Source organism: uncultured Merdimmobilis sp. (assembly GCF_902471145.1).
GTDB lineage: Bacteria > Bacillota > Clostridia > Oscillospirales > Ruminococcaceae > Merdimmobilis > Merdimmobilis hominis.
In genome coordinates this window covers 22107-38703 of the sequence record NZ_CABRJC010000012.1, presented here as the reverse complement: position 1 = coordinate 38703, position 16597 = coordinate 22107, and the positions used below count along the sequence as shown (strand labels likewise).

Sequence of the window (16597 nt, the reverse complement as noted above, 5' to 3'; positions counted from 1 at the left end):
GTTTCACCTTTTCCCATAGATTTTCAGTAGTTCTTCTGAGAAGCCGTCCTCCCCCTCGATGAGGAGAGGAGCCTCCACCTGTAAAAAAGGCTTTGCCCCCTTCTTCCCCTCACAGAGGAAGAGCCAGGGGGCCGACCCTGGCCGCTGCTGGACAAACCGCACCCGCTTGGGTTCCAAACCCTGCTGACGAAGCAAGGTGAGGACATCGCAAAGCCGCTCCGGCCGCTGGCAGAGGCAGAACCGCCCCCCAAACTTCAAAAGCCGGGCCGCAGCGGCCACCACATCGGCAAGGCTGCACTGTGTCTCATGCCGGGCGATTTTTTCACTCTCCCACTCGCTTAGGATTCCCCCTCCCTCCACTTTGTAAGGAGGGTTGCAGGTGACCAGGTCAAACCGGCCGGACTCCAGCTGGGGCGGAAGATCCTTCAAATCCGCGCAGATGGGGATAAGCCTTCCCCCAAGGCCGTTTTTCTCCACCGAGGCGGTCAGCTGGGCAATGGCCTTTTGCTGGATGTCCACCCCAAAGGCCAGTTTGGGGGCATCCTCTGGCCGGCGGAACCACAGCATGGGGATGATGCCGCACCCGGTGCCCAAATCGCAGGCCAGGTCTTTTCGCCGGGGCGCGGCAAAATCCGACAACAGAAAGGCGTCGGTGCCGAATTTGTGGTCGGGGGTGACGCAGAGGGTCCGGTCGCCTAAAGCTTCATAATGGTGGGGGAAATCCAGTTCCATGCCATTTCTCCTTTCGGGCCGCAGGCCAGCCCCATAAATTCAGTAAGTATTCGGGCCGCCGGCTTTTCAAAGGCTTCCCATGCCCTCCCCAGCAAGAGGGCCAGGCAGAAATTCCCTGCCATCCGCTTCCCTGTGGCCATTATAGCATCCATTGGGAAATGGGTCAAAAAAAGATGGGTACAGCGTGGGGCTGTACCCATCTTCCTATGTGCGAACCGGAGCCTACTGAGCGCTGGGAGCGCCAACAGGGCAAACACCTGCGCAAGCGCCACACTCGATGCAGGTAGCTGCGTCGATCACATATTTGCCGTCACCAGCAGAGATCGCGTTTACGGGGCACTCAGCCTCGCATGCGCCGCAGCTGATGCACTCATCAGAAATTGCATATGCCATGGGTTACACCTCCTTAAATGTTCAAGTTCATTGTACCATAGATCGGGAAAAAATCAATCAATCTTCCATAAAATATTTGTGAATGAATTAGCTTTCTCTCAATCATCCGCCCGCTGCACCCTGCCACACAAAACTGGAAAAGGCCGCAGCCCATGGGCTGCGGCCTTTAAAAAAATAGATTCTCATAAAACTCTCGGCTAGGTTACCCCTCCAGCTTTTTGAGGGCTTTGGCTTCGTCGTCCTTCACCTTGATCTGCCCATCCCGGATGACGCGGACCTCGTTCTTGTCGAAGATGTGGGGCGCAGCGTCCATGGCTTTGTCCATCCGCACCTTGAGCACACCGGTGAGCAGGTTGACCTCCTGGACCGTGCCCCGCCCGTCGGGGGTATTGACGGTGGCGCCCACTTTTGGGGTGGTGCGCAGCAGGTCGTCGTAGGCGGTCTGCTCAAATTTGAGGCAGCACATCAACCGGCCACAGGTGCCGGAGATTTTGGTGGGGTTGAGGGAAAGGCCCTGCTCTTTGGCCATTTTGATGGAAACCGGCTGGAACTCCCCCAAAAAGGTGGAGCAGCAGAAAGGCCGCCCGCAGACGCCCAATCCCCCCAACATTTTGGCTTCATCCCGCACCCCGATCTGCCGTAGCTCAATCCGGGTGCGGAACACCGAGGCCAGGTCCTTGACCAATTCCCGGAAATCCACCCGGCCATCCGCTGTAAAGTAAAACAGGATTTTGTTGCTGTCAAAGGTGTATTCCACGTCCACCAGCTTCATATCCAGCTTGTGTTCCTGGATCTTTTTCTGGCAGACCTCTGCCGCCTGTTTTTCCTTTTGGCGGTTGCGTTCCACCTGGTCCAGATCGGCCTTGGTTGCCACCCGGATCACCTTTTTCAAGGGTTTTACAATCTCGTGTTCCTCCACTTCCCGGTTGCCCGCAGCCACCTCGCCGCATTCCACACCCCGGGCTGTTTCCACGATTACATGGGCCCCTTTGGCGATCTTGTTGCCATTGGGGTCAAAATAATATACTTTGCCAACGTTCTTAAAGCGAACGCCGATCACTTCTGCCATTTCCTTCCTCCTTTTTGGGCGTTTGCCCCATCTCTATTCCATCCCCCTGTTGGGGAAGCCGGAAACCTCCGGCAGAATCCTCTCAGTTTCTCTGGGGCCCCTGTGGGGGCCCGCTTTCCACGCAAGGTCATCCCCTGGGCAGGGCCGCCTTGAGCCGCCCGCAGAATTGGGTGGTCAGCAAGGTCAAATTGACATTCTGGGCCGCCTTTTGCTGGGCTTCTTCTATTATACCAACGATCCGCATTCCCTGCAACGGTGTAATCTGGCGGGTTTGGCCGGACTTTCCAGGGGCGAGGTACTGCCCCGTCAACTGCCCCGCCACCCGATCCTTGGCCGCCTGCAAAAGCCGCAAAAAACCTTCCCGATCCTTTTCATACCGGCTCAATAAGGCGAGCATAGGGTACTCCTCCCCTTGGAAGAGGAGGTCCAGCAGCTGTTTCGCATCCCGCTCGGCGCCCAAGGCTCCCGGGTCATCCAAAGCGGCCAGAGCCCGGCCGATGCTCCCCTCGGAAAGGGTGGCTGCGAACTGGTATTCCTCCTCCGTGTGGTCCGGGCGGAGCCCCGGCAGCACCGCCAGACACTCCTCCGGCGTGGGGGTTGCCACCGGGATAGTCACCACCCGGGAAAGGATGGTGGGCAGCAGTTTGGAGCGGTTGTCACAGGTGAGGAGGAACACCCCGTAGGACGGGGGCTCCTCGATGATTTTCAAAAGGGCGTTTTGGGCCTGGACGGTCATGTTCTGGGCGTCGCAGAGGATATAGACCTTGGCCTTCCCCTCGTTGGGCTTCACATAGGCGGATAGCCGCACCTGGCGGATGGCGTCGATGTGGAAGGAACGGCTCCCCCCCTCTTCCCCCACCACCATCACGTCGGGGTGGTTGCCGGAGAGGACTTTGTGGCAAGGCCCACAGTCCCCACAGGGTTTCTCCCCTTCCCCTTCGCAGAGGATGGCGGCGGCCAGGCGCAAGGCCAGGGTCTTCTTTCCGCAGCCCTCCTGCCCCTCCAACAGGACAGCATGGGGAAAACGCCCGCCGGCGGTCAGCGCGGCGAGCGTTTTGAGTGCTCTATCGTTGTAATAAAAATCCTGATTCAACTGGGCTTCTCCCATTCTATGCGGTTAGAGTTTTACAAACTGCTCCACATCCAGCACAAAGACGGTAGCGCCGCCCACCTGGACTTCCACCGGGAAGGAGGTGAACATGCCGACGCCGTAGGATGCGGAGGAGGGAACCATCTGGGTTCTCTTCTGACTGTGGGTGCGCAGGATTTCGATGACCTGGGGAACCTTCTCATCCTCTGTACCACAGATAAATGTGGTGTTGCCGGACATCAGGAAGCCACCGGTTGTCGCCAGTTTAGTGACCGAGAATCTCTCTTTGGTCAAAGCCATCTGCACTTTTTGGCTGTCGTCATTGGATACAATTGCAAGAATCAATTTCATAATGGGACCCCCTTTATCAATGGATGAGGACATCTCTGTGTTCCTCTATGGCTTTATTCTACCACATTCTGAAGAGGAAAGCCACAGCTTTTGCACAAATTTAACAAATTATACCCATATTTTATCAAGCCCTAAACACATTGCCCGGAGGCTAAATCAATTTTTGTGTTGGAGTTTCCGCTTCACCGTGCGCATGGCTCCGTTTAAGGCGATGGCCTGGTCCACCATCTTGGCCTTGAGGGGCTGGTAAATGTAGTCGAACTCCCCGGCAAGCTCATCCAGGGTGCCGTTGAACCCCCGTTTGAACCGGTAGAGGCCATACATGTGGTGGCTCTCCTCCAGAATGCCGGAGACCCCCTGGAAATCGTAAACCCAGCAGCCGGTTTCAATGGCCCAGCGGATCATCTCCCACTGGATCAGGTAGTTGGGCATCACATTGCGGTGGGCGTTGTCCGAAGCGCCATAGACATAGCAGGTCTTGCCTCCAAAGTTGGTGGTGATGGCCCCGGAGATGGGCTGCCCCTCATAAAAGGCCATGTAAAGCCGCACCTTCTCCCCCAAAGAGTCCAGCATCCGCTCAAAGTAGGATTTGGGCCGGATGTTGAAGCCATCCCGCTGGCCGGTGGTCTCCATGAGACCCATAAAATCATCCAGCCGCTCCTTGCCCACCACCTGGATTTCCACCCCGTGCTTCCGGGCTACCCGGACATTGTACCGGGTCTTCTGGGTCAGGGCGGCAAAGACCTCATCCTCGGTGCGGCCGTTCAGATACAGCCGGTAGTTGAACCGGGCCTGGATGCCTTCAAACCCATCGGGGCCGTAGGACTGGACAAAACCCAACGCCTTTAGGTTCTCCACTGCCTCGGTGTCGGTGAAGAGGATATCCGGGTCCCACTTGATGGCGTGGGCATTGTACCGGCGGGCCAGTTCATCGGCGCCGTTTTTCAGATCCAGCAGGATGGCCTTGTTGTGCAGATCGCACACCGGGCCCCGAGGGGCGTACAAAAAGCTGGTGCCGATCATGGGGATCTTTTGAATCAGAACCCCCATGGCCCCCACAATCTCCCCGCTGGCGCTGCGGCTGATCACCGCCTCATATCCCCAATTGTTTTTCACCTTCCGCCAGTCGGTGCACTGGGTAAAACTGGATTGGGGATGGCTGGCTACAAAGGCGTCATATTCCCCATACTGGGCGGGTGTGATAATTTCCATGGAACGGTCCCCTCCTTGTAAAAATGCCCGCTGCAAAGCCGCGGCGCTGCTGTATTGTTTTGCCTGGGTTTCCCTTGGCGGTGTCTTTCTTCCTATTCTTTCCCCCCCTGGGGCGGATACTCCCCAGTGAGGATAGCCAAATTCCGTTCCAGCACCCCTTTCCCCCGGAACCCCAGCGCCTTGCATTTTTTTAGAACGGCAAGGTTCTCCCGGGTGAGGATAGGAACCACATTTTGATAAAAGGCCGGGATGTCCGACCAACGGGCCCCTTTGTTGTGGGGACAGACGTCGGTGCACAGGTCGCAGCCCCAAACCATCCCCCCTTGGCGGATGGCCTGTACCTCCCAAAGGGACAGTTCCCCCTTTTTCTGGGTGATATAGGAACGGCAGCGGCTTTCCTCCACAGTGCCATCCCCTTTGAGGGCCCCGCCAGGGCAGGCCCGGACACAGGCCCCGCAGCCTAAACAGCCCCCCGGCAAGGGGGTGGAGGGGGGAAACTCCAGGTCGGTGACGATCTCCCCGATGAACACATAGGAACCGAATTCCGGGTGGATCAGCTGGCCGTTCCGGCCGATGACCCCCAGCCCTGCCAGATAGGCGGCATAGACCTCCCGGATGGGGGAGGAATCCACAAAGCAGGCAAAGGAACCCTGGGGATAGGCCTCTCCCAGACGGGCGGCTATCTCCTCCAACATCCCCCGGCCGATGGTGTGGTAGTCGTCGGCCAAGGTGTACCGGGAGATATTCCGCTCCGGGTAATCCCCCACATAATAGGGGAGCAGGCAGACGATCACCGACCTGGCTCCCGCTGGGATGCGGGCCGCCCCCCGGCAGGGCAGCAGCGGGAGGCAGTCGGCGAAGGCGGCAACGCCAAATTGGCTGATTCCCCCGCCGGTGACAATCTCTTTCAGCATATGCCTTCCCCCCTTGGATCATCCCTTACTGTAGCATATTTGGCCGCCCTTTTCCACCCTTTTTCTGTGAATGGCCGCTTTTTGCCCGCCGGTTTCCAGGGGATTTCCTCCATGGGAAGTTTTGGCGGGTTTTCCGCCCCAATTCGCCCTCTTTTGCCTTGACAAAGATTTCCCCCCCCGGTATGATGAATAAGGAAAGGAGGGCCAAGGCATTGGATCTGTTGTCTATCGTCATCGACCTTGCGACCTTTATCACAAAATTTTTGTGGCTTGCCGTGGTCCTCGCCGCGGTGCAGGCCGCCTACCGCTATCTCAAAAATAAATTTCACTGGTAAATAGTTCGCCGGTCCCCTGGTTTATTCTGGGGGAACCGGCTTCTTTTTACTCTGGCCGCCGCCATGTTTCCTGTGGTTGACACCCTCTGCCGGAGCCGGTATAATTGAGGGGAGTGGAACCGGGCATATGCACAATATGCCCCCCATTCCACAAGTATTGCGGTCAGGAGGTGGACATTCTGCCCAGGACAACCAAATGCAGGCGGGTGTGCATCGCCCCAGACAATCGGGTTTTCACCCCCAAACGCCCCTGCGGCAAACCGGTGACCCTGCGGCTGGAAGAGCTGGAAAGCCTGCGCCTGTGCGACCTGGAAGGGCTGGAACAGGACAGCGCCGCCCAGCGGATGGAGGTCTCCCGCGGGACCTTCCAGCGGATTTTGTACCGCGCCCGCCAAAAGGTGGCCGGCGCCTTGTGCGAGGGTTGCCCCATTGTCATCGAAGGCGGCAATTACCAACTGGCCTCCAGCGGCCAGGGATGCCCCCATTCCTGTTCCAGGTGTTACCCAAATGAATTGCAAATAGGTAAGGAGTTGAAATCCAATGAGTGAAGGATGCAACCACGATTGCGGCAACTGCACCCAGAACTGCCCCTCCCGCCAGATGAAGCCGGAGGATTTCTTGGAGTCCCCCCACGAGATGAGCTCCATCCGCAAGGTGATCGGCGTAGTCAGCGGCAAAGGCGGCGTCGGCAAATCCCTGGTGACCTCCCTGATGGCGGTCCTTCTGAACCGCCGGGGCTACAACACCGCCATTTTAGACGCGGATATCACCGGCCCCTCCATCCCCAAGGCCTTTGGCATCCACGAAAAAGCCATGGCCAGCCAGTTCGGCCTTCTCCCCACCAAAACCAAGACCGGCGTGGACATCATGTCGGTCAATCTGCTGTTGGATCATGAGACTGATCCAGTGGTGTGGCGGGGTCCCATTATCGCCAATACGGTAAAACAGTTCTGGACCGATGTGATCTGGAGCGACGTAGACTTTATGTTTGTGGACATGCCTCCGGGAACCGGTGATGTTCCCTTGACCGTCTTTCAATCCATCCCCCTGGATGGCATCCTCATCATCACCTCCCCTCAGGAGCTGGTCTCGATGATCGTGGGCAAAGCGGTCAACATGGCCAAAAAAATGAATATCCCCATCTTGGGTTTGATTGAGAATATGAGCTATGTCCAGTGCCCAGACTGCGGCAAACACATCCATGTCTTCGGCGAAAGCCATTTAGAGGATGTGGCTGCCGCCTATGGGCTGGATGTGCTGGGCCGCCTTCCCATCGACCCTGCCATCGCCAGCGCCTGTGACCAGGGCCGGATCGAAGAGGTCGAAGGGGATTGGCTGGACGGCGCCGCCGACCTGTTGGAACATTTGGGCGACTAAGCCCTTGCAAAGACAGCTCCCATACAACAAGGGGGCTGTCTTTGCTGCATTTTGGCGGGAGGAGCGCCCCCTCGCCCCATGAAGAGGACAACGCCCCCGGTTTCCCGCAATGACCCGATGATCCCCGGCGCGCCTGCCGGAACGACAGCTATGTGGAAGAGGGTTGGAACAGCCATGAAAGAAGATATCAGTTTGTATCAGTGGATTTATGAGTATCTCCTTATGATGATCCAGTGTGGGGTGGTGTCCCATGGGGAATCCCTTCCCCCCATTTGGGATCTGGCCGACAAGTTCCATGTCTCCATCCGCCCGGTGCAGCAGGCCCTCGCCATGCTGGAAAGCCAGGGCTGGATCGCCATGGACGGCAAACGGTTCCGGGTGGTTGCCCGTCTCACCCCGGAAGAGATCGAGCAAAACTACGCCGTCCACTTCTGGTCCCGCAGGGACGCCATCCGGGACATCTACGCCTTCGAGTCCATGGTGTCCGCAGACATCCTGCTGGCCGCCCTTCAGCTCCTCCCGGAAAAGGATGCAAAGCGGCTTTCCCGGTGGGAGGATGACCCCTCCAACCAGGATTTTATAGGCAGCATCTACCTGCTGGAGGAGATGCTCCACCCCTTGGGCAACCCCATGCTCACCGGCCTGCTCTGTGACCTGGCACTGTTCCAGGCCTATCCTTTTTCCGCCCGGGGAGGAGAAAAGGACGGCGGGTTCCTGTGCAGCTGCGGCAGCCTTCTCTCCCTCCTCGGCCTCTGCCGGCAGAGGAACCATGCCGAGGCGCGCCGGCAGATCTGCCAACACCTGGACGACAACGCCCTTCGCCTGTACGCCTCCTTCCACGACAGCCCCCAGCCCCCGGATGTACAGCCGGTTTCCTTTGAGTGGCAGGTTTACCGGGGCCGCCCCCGTCAGGTGTACAGCGTGGTTTACAAACTGATCCATCAAATCGCCTTGGGGGAACTGCCCATGGGGCAGCGCCTCCCCCCCATCAACACCCTGGCGGACCAGTTTGGGGTGAGCCGCAGCACGATCCGCCGGGCCACCGGGGTGATGAACAGCATTGGGGTGACCCAGCCCTCAGGGGGCAAGGGAACCAAGCCGGTCCCCCTCACCCCGGAAGCGGTGGCCAACGGCTTGGAGACCTACACCATGCGCACCATGATGGCCAAGTACCTGCAGGCCCTACAGATTTTCAGCCTCACCGCCCCCGGCATCATCCGGGACACTTTCCTCCAAATCGGGGAGCAGCAGTTGGCCTCCGCCGCCGCCAACTTTCGGGAAATTGCCGCCTCCGGCCGCTGGAACACCATTACCGAGCTGTTCTGCCAACTGATGATCGACGCTTCCGGCAATGGGGTGGTTCGGGAGCTGTATGCCCGCCTGTTGGAACAGCTGGTGTGGGGCCATCCCCTCTCCTGCCTGGCTGGCAGCCCGGAGAAGAGCCGGATGTACTGCCACTGCGCCGACACTTTGGCCCTGTACCTGGAGAGGCGTGACCTGGATGCCTTCTGCCGGGAGGCCAAATGGCATTTTGATTCCCTTCTCCTGTTTGGCAGGGCGTTGCTGCTTCAGCACGGGGCAGGCGGTGTGAAGCCCATTGTCTTGGTAGAAGGGCTTCCCAAACCGTGATATTATCCCCACTTCCACCTTTCCTCCAACCGCCCAAAAGGGCGGTTTTTTCGCTATTCGGGGAGCTTTTTGAAAATATATTTTTTATACAACCCTATTAAATAGGAGCCTCTTTTGATATAATGGTTGTGGACTTATACAAACAGGTATTGGCGGGGCAAAACCCGCTCCATAAAGACAGCAAGCACAGGCAGGGAAAAGCCCTCGTTTTTCCCTGCTTCTCTTATTGCCACAGGATTGCCCACAGAAGATGCCAGTATCACCACAGCGCCCCCATGCCGGCCAATGCTTTTCCAAGGACGGGCCGTGCCTTCTATCCCGGGGCGCCCCATTGCTTGGGGAAGCCTAGGCATCGGAACTCTGCCCTGGGAGCTGCATACCTTATACAAGGAACCAGCCCAATCCCCGAATCTCTGTCCTATGGAGGGTGAGAAATGACTGTTCAGCAATACTACGCCGCCATCGGCGCCGATTACAACGAAGTGATCCGCCGGCTGGGGAATGAAGACCGCATCCGCCGGTTCCTCTTAAAATTCCCCGCAGACCAAAGCTTTTCTACCCTTTGCCATTCGCTGGCGGAAAAGCAGTACGAAGAAGCTTTCCGGGCCGCCCACTCCCTAAAGGGCATCAGCATGAACCTGGGGCTGACCCCACTGGCAGAGTCCAGCAGCGCGGTCACCGAAGCGCTCCGCTCCGGGCCTCCCTCCGAGGATATCGGCCCGCTGTTCGCCCAACTGGAAGGCGATTACAACACCATTCTCGCCGCAATTCAGGGATTGTCCCAAGCCTAGAGGGCGAACCATAGAGGAAGTGTAGTGGATGGAAAAAAGGAACCGTATCCTCATTGTTGATGACACCGAAATGAACCGATCTTTGTTGGCGGATATTCTGTCTGCCGAATACGACATCTTAGAGGCCCGCGATGGCATAGAGGCCATCGCCCTCTTGGGCAAATACCACACCAATATCTCGCTGGTGCTGCTGGATATCGTCATGCCGCGGATGGACGGCTTTGAAGTGCTCACCATTATGAACAAAAGCGGCTGGATCCACAGCATCCCGGTGATCACCATATCGGCGGAGACCTCCTCTAGCTACATTGACCATGCCTACGACCTGGGCGCAACCGATTACATCAACCGTCCTTTTGACGAAAAGACGGTTCAGCGAAGGGTCCGCAACACCATCATGCTGTACACCAAACAGAAAAACCTGGAGGGCATGGTGACCGAACAGATTTTAGAAAAAGAGCGGTACAACTTTTTGATGGTGGAGATCCTCTCCAACATCGTGGAGTTCCGCAATGGGGAGAGCGGCCTGCACGTCCTTCACATCCGGGTGATCACCGAGCTTCTGCTGAAAAAACTGGTGGCCCGCACCAGCCGGTACAACCTGACCTCCTCCAAAATTGCCCTGATTGTAAACGCCTCGGCCCTCCATGACATCGGCAAAATCTCCATCCCGGAGGATATCCTCAACAAACCGGGCAGGCTGACCGATGAGGAATTTGCCATTATGAAAACCCACTGTGCCATCGGGGCACAGATTTTGCAGAATGCCCCCAACCTCCAAGAGGAGGAGCTGATCCGGGTGGCCCATGACATCTGCCGTTGGCACCATGAACGGTATGACGGCCGTGGGTATCCCGACGGTCTCAAAGGGGAGGACATCCCCATCGCCGCCCAGGTGGTCTCTTTGGCAGACGTCTATGACGCCTTGACCAGCAAACGGGTATACAAACCCGCCTATTCCCACGAGGAATCCATGCGGATGATCCTGCGGGGGGAATGCGGGGCTTTTAACCCCATCCTGCTGGAATGTCTGGTGGATGCCGGGAGCCATATTGAGGAAGAGGTTCGGGTAAACTCCCCCAGCGGCATGTCCTCCATGGAGATTCAAAGCATCGCCACCGAGCTGATCGCAAGCAACGAACTGCGGGCCTCCAACCGCACCCTGGCCCTGTTGGATCAGGAGCGGATCAAATACCGGTTCTTCGCCTCCATGTCTCAGGAGGTCCAGTTCGAATACAACATTCACTCAGACCTGCTGGAGGTTTCGGAATGGGGGGCCAGATACCTGGCCCTTCCGGAGCTGATCGCCCACCCCAAGCAGAGCAAACAACTCCAGAAGGTCTTCCCCGCTGCGGATTTTCAAAGCTTTATCTGTCTTCTGCGCGGCACCACTCCCACCGACCCCATTGTCAGCGGGAGTTACTGCTTGTCGGTCCAAGGGGAACCCCGATGGTTCAAAGTGGTAGCCCGCACCCTGTGGGACAGCGAAGACCGGGCCAACTACTCCACTGTCATCGGCAAGTTCATCGACATCCACGAAGAGCAGCTGGAGCTGGCCAACCTGCGCCAGCTTGCAGCCCAGGATTCCCTGACTTCCCTGTACAACCACCGGGCGGCCCGGGAAGCCATTGAAGCTAAAATTGCCGCCAATGAGGGCAAAAACTTTGCCATGATCCTCTTTGATGTGGATTATTTCAAGTCAGCCAACGACCAGTTTGGCCACATCTTCGGGGATGAGGTGCTCAAATATGTGGCCCAGCGGATGCGCCAGAACATTCGGCAGGGCGACATCGCCGCCCGGGTGGGTGGGGATGAATTCCTGATTTTTGCCGAGTGCCAGAGCGACGCCATGCCTCAAATCCAGCGGGTGTTCCACACCCTGACCGGCCAATACAAGGATTTTCAAATCTCCATCAGCATGGGGATCTCCCTCTGCCCGGAAAACGGGGAGGCGTACGAGCGGCTGTTCCACTGCGCAGACCAAGCCCTCTATTCCGCTAAAAAGAGTGGGCGGAACCAGTACCGGCTGTATGACAAATCCATCCAAGGATTTTTGTCGGTCCTCTCCCCAATGGACAATTAAAAACGCAAACAGCCCCCGCAGGAACACCGTTGTCCTGCGGGGGCTGTTTTGTCTGCCACTATAGGATATAAAAGAACACCACCAGGAAGTGGAGGAAACTGCCCAGCATCACAAAGAGATGAAACAGCTCATGGAACCCAAAATCTGCACTGATGTTGGGCTTTTTGACGGCGTACATCACCCCGCCGATGGTGTAGGAGATTCCCCCGGCAGCTAAAAGGGCAATCCCCCCGGCAGGCAGGGCCCCTAGGGACGGCAGGTCAAAGGCGATCGCCCACCCCATAAGGATGTACAGGGCGGTGGAAAACCACCGGGGCGCGGAGAACCAAAAGAGCTTCACTGCGATGCCCACCACGGCGCACAGCCAAATCACCGCTGTAAACAAGTAGGATTTGGGCGGCTGCAACAGATTGAGCAGCATGGGGGTGTAAGAACCGGCAATGAGCACATAGATCATTGAATGGTCCAGCTTGCGCAGCCGCAGAATCACCCGGTCAGTCCCATGGACAAAATGGTAGGTGGCGCTGGTGGCGTATAAAGCCACCAGGGACAGGCCGAAAACCGCTGCGGAAAGCCCGGTCATCCAGCCCACCTGGCGGGATATGCTGGCGGCAACCAATACGCCAGTCCCCAGAACAGAGAGCAGTGCACCAATAAAATGGGTATAACTGCTAATAGGGTCCCTAGCATGTTGTAAATAGTGAGACATCTTCGGCACCTCCACTCACATAATTTTAAAAACCAGATTATAGGATATATCATAGCACAATCTTGAAAAAAAGCAATGGGAAACGCCCCGTTGTCGAAAAGTTCAGGCTACAGAAGTAGTGTGGGAATCCCATTTGTCCCTTATGCAAGCTGGTGGGGGAAAATCCTCTGCAAACTGTCCCCTCCCTGAAGGGTCTTCATCCCCCTGGGGGCTCTCCTCTGGAACTTTGCATAACTCAAAAGAACCGCCGCCCTCTGAGGGCTTCCTCCAAACCCGAAAGCCCCGTTTCGTCTAAATTGGGCCCCCCAATGGGCTTTTTATAGAGTTATCCGGTGGCGGGCCTCGCTGACCACGGTAAATACCTTATGGAAATACGGGCCCCATTATCCCACCGAAAAACCATGGAATGTAAACTTTTTCACTCCCCGTATTGCCTCAGCCGGCCACTTGCCATGCGGGCCAGCAGCAAAACATCGCAGAAAAGCGCCCTCCCCGCTATGGGGAGGGCGCTTTTTGATTAATCTTATGGCCGAGGCGGATCCTCCCCGTCGGGGGCATCCTCCGAAGGCTGCGCTGCCTCCGGCTCCTCTGGAGCGGGGTCCTCCGCTGCCAGCTGGAGAGGTTCTGGAGCTTCCACCCCTTGGGCCGCCTGTTCTGCAGCGGCCTTGGCCCGGCGGCGAATCAGCTTCACCCAGAAGTAAAGAAGCAGCACACCGGTCGCACCGCAGATGGCCGAAATTCCCGCCAGCCAGTTGAGGTCGATGACCCCCACCCGGTCAAACACCATCCCGGAGGAAAGGCCGGCATCCACCCCCAACACGGCAATGATCTCCCCGGAGCGGCTGTACACCGGCACATAACTGCTCACCACCTTGACCCCATCCACCGTCTCGGCGATGCCCCCGGCAGTGATCCGAGGCTCCTTCTTGGAGAACACCTTGTCAATGGCGGATTTCGCCTTGCCGCTCAGCGGTTTGTACTGGGTGGTAGGGCCGTTGTAGTCCACCCCTTCCCGGGCGTTGTCCCGATAGCCGGAGTCCAAAAGGGTATACAGTTTTCCGCCCACCCCTTTATACAAAAGGTAGACCCGGTTGTATCCATATGCATCTTTTACCGAAGTCAAAAGGCCGCAGAGGGATTTATAGCTGTCATCCATGCCCGGTTCCCGGGCGAGGCGGCTGATCTCCTCATCGCTGTAATAGGTCATAGCCAGCGAGAAAGAGGTCATGGAAGAAAGGCTCCTCTCCCCCACCTGGTTGACTGCCTGGGCTTTGCGGGCCAAGGGATAGGTCAGCGACAGGATAAGGCAGAGGGCCGATAGGGCGGTAAACAGCACCAAAATGCGTTTTAACTGCTTGGAATACAGGATTTTATCGAGCATAAATCCACTTCCTTTTACAAATTCCCCCACACCGGGGCTTTGGTTTCCAAAAGACGGCCTCCACGGCCGGATCTTCTTCGGTTTTATTATACCAAAGCACCTGTGGAAAAACAATCAAAAGCCTTGTTTTCCTGGGAAATGAATGGAAAAAGGCGAAGATTCCCTATTGCCGGCGGGTGTGCAGATTCCCCCAGGGGACATGGTCAGCTTCCGGATCCCAATCCTCTTCCCTCTGCCGGGATTCCTCCGCTTGGTATACAGCGCCGCCGGACATCTCCTCCTCTTCCTCATCCCAATAGGGGCGGATCCCTCCGCGGGCGAGGAACCCGTCCAGCTTCACCATCAGCCAATAGCCGGCCATAACACTGAAAAACAGACACCCCAACAACAGCAATGTCTTCATACAATCACATCCTTTGACTCTATTCTACTGGATTGCATGTAACGATGGTGTGAGCATTCCCCGCCAAGGCGTTAAAGTCGCATTAAGGCGCACGGCATCCTGTGGGCTTCTTAATTTAACATTTATGCGGACAGCTTTTGTTCTAACGGCACTCTTATTTCTTTTGCGGTATGATTTGACCGTTGATAAAGGAGGGATTTTGATGCAACTCATTCTCTGCGGCATTGGGATTTCAACAGTCGCCGTATTGGCCTACCTGGCCTGGACCTTGATGAAGGAGGATCAATAAACCATGAATGCACTCATCCAATATGCACTGTACCTAATCATCCTGGTGGCGCTGGCTATCCCGCTGGGCAGCTATATCGGCAAAGTCATGAACAACGAGCCGGTGTTCCTCTCCAAAATCCTGCGGCCCTGTGAAAAAGGCTTCTACCGTATTTTGGGCATCCACGAGGATGAAGAGATGGGCTGGAAAAAATACGCTGCTTGTTCCCTTGCGTTTTTCTTTATCAGTCTTTTTGTACTTACCCTCATCTTAAAATTCCAAGACCTGCTGCCTTGGAACCCCCAGGGCATGGAGGGGCTGAGCTGGCACCTGGCCTTTAACACCGCCTCCAGCTTCGCCACCAATACCAACTGGCAGTCCTATTCCGGGGAGGTCACCCTCTCCAACTTCTCCCAGGCCATGGGCTTGACCGTCCAGAACTTTGTCTCCGCAGGCGCAGGCATCGCCGTGCTGTTCGCCCTGATCCGCGGTTTCGTGCGCACCAAGGCCAGCGCCATCGGCAACTTTTGGGTGGACTTGACCCGGTCGGTACTGTATGTGATGCTCCCCCTGTCTTTGGTGATGTCCATTGCCCTTGTGGGCTTGGGCGTGCCCCAATCCCTGGGCGGCAACATCACCGTGGATTTGTTGGAGCCTCTCGCTGTAGATGCAGAAGGCAACGTGATCACCGGTGCGGAAATTGACCCAGAGGCCGGCACTGTCACCTTGGACGGCGCTTTGGTAGAGGATGCTCAAATTATCACCAAACAGATAGTTCCCCTCTACCCCCAGGCTAGCCAGGTATCCCCCAAACAGCTGGGCACCAACGGCGGCGGCATTCTGGGCAACAACTCCGCCCATCCCTTGGAAAACCCCAACCCCGCCTCCAATCTGCTGGAGATGATTTCCCTTCTGCTGATTCCCGCGGCCCTCTGCTTCACCTTTGGGCGCAATATTAAGGATAAACGGCAGGGCATCGCCATCTTCCTTGCCATGTTTATCCTGCTGGTCATCGCACTGGGCGTTATCGGCGCAAGCGAACAGGCGGGCACTCCCCAACTGGCACAGAACGGCGCGGTTGACATCGCCGCCGGGGAAGGCAACATCGGCGGCAACATGGAGGGCAAGGAGACCCGCTTCGGCATCACCACCTCCTCCACCTGGGCGGCCTTTACCACCGCTGCATCCAATGGGTCGGTCAACTCGATGCACGACAGCTATACCCCCATCGGCGGCATGATGACCATGCTCCAGATGCAGCTGGGCGAAGTCATCTTCGGCGGCGTAGGCTGCGGCCTGTACGGCATGATCGGCTTTGCGCTGCTCACCGTCTTCATCGCCGGACTGATGGTGGGGCGCACCCCCGAATACCTGGGCAAAAAAATCGGCCCCAAAGAGATGCGGATGGCCGTCCTTGTCTGCCTTGCCACCCCCATCGCCATCCTGGTGGGCAGCGGCATCGCGACCCTGCTCCCCTCCACCATAGAGAGCCTGAACAACGCCGGAGCCCATGGCTTTTCCGAAGTCCTGTACGCCTATTCTTCCGCTGGCGGCAACAACGGCTCCGCCTTCGCCGGCATGAACTGCAACACCCCCTTTCTCAACTGTAGCTTAGGGCTGGTGATGATCTTCGCCCGGCTTGTGCCCATGGTGGCAACCCTTGCAATCGCGGGCAGTATGGCCCAAAAGAAGAAGGTTGCCGCCAGCGCCGGCACCCTGTCCACCTGCAACCCCATGTTTGTATTTCTTCTCATCCTGATCGTGCTGATTGTCGGCGCATTGAGCTTCTTCCCAGCTTTGTCCCTGGGGCCCATCGCCGAGTTCACCCAAATGATCGGGATCGGTTAAGGGAGGTATAAT

At 57.2% G+C, this 16597-nt stretch carries 17 protein-coding genes; 7 read left to right on the top strand and 10 right to left on the bottom strand.

From position 1 onward, the window contains the following. Positions 1–3: 3 nt before the first annotated feature. The 7 genes from RDQ42_RS07025 to RDQ42_RS06995 form a co-directional block, all read right to left on the bottom strand. Entirely contained in the window at positions 4–732 is a 729-nt protein-coding gene (locus RDQ42_RS07025) for a tRNA1(Val) (adenine(37)-N6)-methyltransferase (RefSeq protein WP_054332244.1), read from the bottom strand. 222 nt (positions 733–954) lie between these two features. After that, the gene (locus tag RDQ42_RS07020) at positions 955–1125 is read right to left on the bottom strand and encodes a DUF362 domain-containing protein (protein ID WP_054332245.1); all 171 of its coding nucleotides are present in this window, start codon (positions 1123–1125) and stop codon (positions 955–957) included. 202 nt (positions 1126–1327) lie between these two features. After that, complete coding sequence (locus RDQ42_RS07015) at positions 1328–2194, bottom strand: stage 0 sporulation family protein (protein WP_231358788.1); 867 nt, start codon at positions 2192–2194, stop codon at positions 1328–1330. A gap of 127 nt (positions 2195–2321) precedes the next feature. Further along, positions 2322–3287 carry a DNA polymerase III subunit gene (locus tag RDQ42_RS07010; protein ID WP_269215324.1) on the bottom strand — a complete coding sequence of 322 codons (966 nt, stop codon included), beginning with the start codon at positions 3285–3287 and terminating at the stop codon, positions 2322–2324. A gap of 24 nt (positions 3288–3311) precedes the next feature. After that, positions 3312–3635, bottom strand: coding sequence for a cyclic-di-AMP receptor (locus tag RDQ42_RS07005; RefSeq protein ID WP_054332247.1), 324 nt, complete (start codon positions 3633–3635; stop codon positions 3312–3314). 156 nt (positions 3636–3791) lie between these two features. Beyond that, positions 3792–4847 (bottom strand): peptidoglycan bridge formation glycyltransferase FemA/FemB family protein, encoded by a 1056-nt coding sequence (locus RDQ42_RS07000; protein WP_231358790.1) that lies wholly within the window; start codon positions 4845–4847, stop codon positions 3792–3794. A 92-nt stretch (positions 4848–4939) separates the two neighbouring features. Next, on the bottom strand, positions 4940–5761 hold the full coding sequence (locus RDQ42_RS06995) for an epoxyqueuosine reductase (protein ID WP_054332248.1): 822 nt from the start codon (positions 5759–5761) through the stop codon (positions 4940–4942). A 212-nt stretch (positions 5762–5973) separates the two neighbouring features. Between RDQ42_RS06995 and RDQ42_RS06990 the strand changes: the two genes are divergently transcribed. From RDQ42_RS06990 to RDQ42_RS06965, 6 genes are all read left to right on the top strand, one after another. After that, positions 5974–6096, top strand: coding sequence for a hypothetical protein (locus RDQ42_RS06990; RefSeq protein ID WP_269215325.1), 123 nt, complete (start codon positions 5974–5976; stop codon positions 6094–6096). 170 nt (positions 6097–6266) lie between these two features. Next, on the top strand, positions 6267–6644 hold the full coding sequence (locus RDQ42_RS06985; RefSeq protein WP_204211284.1) for a DUF134 domain-containing protein: 378 nt from the start codon (positions 6267–6269) through the stop codon (positions 6642–6644). After that, a complete protein-coding gene (locus RDQ42_RS06980) occupies positions 6637–7473 on the top strand; it encodes an Mrp/NBP35 family ATP-binding protein (protein ID WP_231358792.1) in 837 nt (278 codons plus the stop codon). The genes RDQ42_RS06985 and RDQ42_RS06980 overlap by 8 nt, the downstream gene beginning before the upstream one ends. A gap of 174 nt (positions 7474–7647) precedes the next feature. Then, on the top strand, positions 7648–9102 hold the full coding sequence (locus tag RDQ42_RS06975) for a GntR family transcriptional regulator (protein WP_231358795.1): 1455 nt from the start codon (positions 7648–7650) through the stop codon (positions 9100–9102). Positions 9103–9536: 434 nt separating this feature from the next. Continuing rightward, a complete protein-coding gene (locus tag RDQ42_RS06970) occupies positions 9537–9893 on the top strand; it encodes an Hpt domain-containing protein (RefSeq protein WP_231358796.1) in 357 nt (118 codons plus the stop codon). 28 nt (positions 9894–9921) lie between these two features. Further along, complete coding sequence (locus RDQ42_RS06965; RefSeq protein ID WP_308588479.1) at positions 9922–11976, top strand: diguanylate cyclase; 2055 nt, start codon at positions 9922–9924, stop codon at positions 11974–11976. Positions 11977–12034: 58 nt separating this feature from the next. On the opposite strand, the gene RDQ42_RS06960 is transcribed toward RDQ42_RS06965, so the two are convergent. The 3 genes from RDQ42_RS06960 to RDQ42_RS06950 form a co-directional block, all read right to left on the bottom strand. Next, complete coding sequence (locus RDQ42_RS06960) at positions 12035–12685, bottom strand: hemolysin III family protein (protein WP_054332256.1); 651 nt, start codon at positions 12683–12685, stop codon at positions 12035–12037. Between the two features lie 523 nt (positions 12686–13208). After that, positions 13209–14066, bottom strand: coding sequence for a hypothetical protein (locus tag RDQ42_RS06955; protein ID WP_231358797.1), 858 nt, complete (start codon positions 14064–14066; stop codon positions 13209–13211). 163 nt (positions 14067–14229) lie between these two features. Continuing rightward, positions 14230–14469 carry a hypothetical protein gene (locus RDQ42_RS06950; RefSeq protein WP_054332259.1) on the bottom strand — a complete coding sequence of 80 codons (240 nt, stop codon included), beginning with the start codon at positions 14467–14469 and terminating at the stop codon, positions 14230–14232. Between the two features lie 292 nt (positions 14470–14761). Here RDQ42_RS06950 and kdpA point away from each other — a divergent pair, with 292 nt between their 5' ends. Further along, positions 14762–16585: a potassium-transporting ATPase subunit KdpA gene (kdpA, locus tag RDQ42_RS06945; protein ID WP_231358798.1), complete on the top strand. Its 1824-nt coding sequence runs from the start codon at positions 14762–14764 to the stop codon at positions 16583–16585. Positions 16586–16597: the final 12 nt, after the last annotated feature.

What these genes read in the sequence shown, in the direction of transcription:
- RDQ42_RS07000 (WP_231358790.1), bottom strand. Translation starts at nt 4,847, where the DNA reads ATGGAAATTATCACACCCGCCCAGTATGGGGAATATGACGCCTTTGTA.
- RDQ42_RS06960 (WP_054332256.1), bottom strand. Translation starts at nt 12,685, where the DNA reads ATGTCTCACTATTTACAACATGCTAGGGACCCTATTAGCAGTTATACC.
- RDQ42_RS06980 (WP_231358792.1), top strand. Translation starts at nt 6,637, where the DNA reads ATGAGTGAAGGATGCAACCACGATTGCGGCAACTGCACCCAGAACTGC.
- RDQ42_RS07015 (WP_231358788.1), bottom strand. Translation starts at nt 2,194, where the DNA reads ATGGCAGAAGTGATCGGCGTTCGCTTTAAGAACGTTGGCAAAGTATAT.
- RDQ42_RS06950 (WP_054332259.1), bottom strand. Translation starts at nt 14,469, where the DNA reads ATGAAGACATTGCTGTTGTTGGGGTGTCTGTTTTTCAGTGTTATGGCC.
- RDQ42_RS06970 (WP_231358796.1), top strand. Translation starts at nt 9,537, where the DNA reads ATGACTGTTCAGCAATACTACGCCGCCATCGGCGCCGATTACAACGAA.
- RDQ42_RS06995 (WP_054332248.1), bottom strand. Translation starts at nt 5,761, where the DNA reads ATGCTGAAAGAGATTGTCACCGGCGGGGGAATCAGCCAATTTGGCGTT.
- kdpA (WP_231358798.1), top strand. Translation starts at nt 14,762, where the DNA reads ATGAATGCACTCATCCAATATGCACTGTACCTAATCATCCTGGTGGCG.
- RDQ42_RS07020 (WP_054332245.1), bottom strand. Translation starts at nt 1,125, where the DNA reads ATGGCATATGCAATTTCTGATGAGTGCATCAGCTGCGGCGCATGCGAG.
- RDQ42_RS07005 (WP_054332247.1), bottom strand. Translation starts at nt 3,635, where the DNA reads ATGAAATTGATTCTTGCAATTGTATCCAATGACGACAGCCAAAAAGTG.
- RDQ42_RS06965 (WP_308588479.1), top strand. Translation starts at nt 9,922, where the DNA reads ATGGAAAAAAGGAACCGTATCCTCATTGTTGATGACACCGAAATGAAC.
- RDQ42_RS06975 (WP_231358795.1), top strand. Translation starts at nt 7,648, where the DNA reads ATGAAAGAAGATATCAGTTTGTATCAGTGGATTTATGAGTATCTCCTT.
- RDQ42_RS07025 (WP_054332244.1), bottom strand. Translation starts at nt 732, where the DNA reads ATGGAACTGGATTTCCCCCACCATTATGAAGCTTTAGGCGACCGGACC.
- RDQ42_RS06955 (WP_231358797.1), bottom strand. Translation starts at nt 14,066, where the DNA reads ATGCTCGATAAAATCCTGTATTCCAAGCAGTTAAAACGCATTTTGGTG.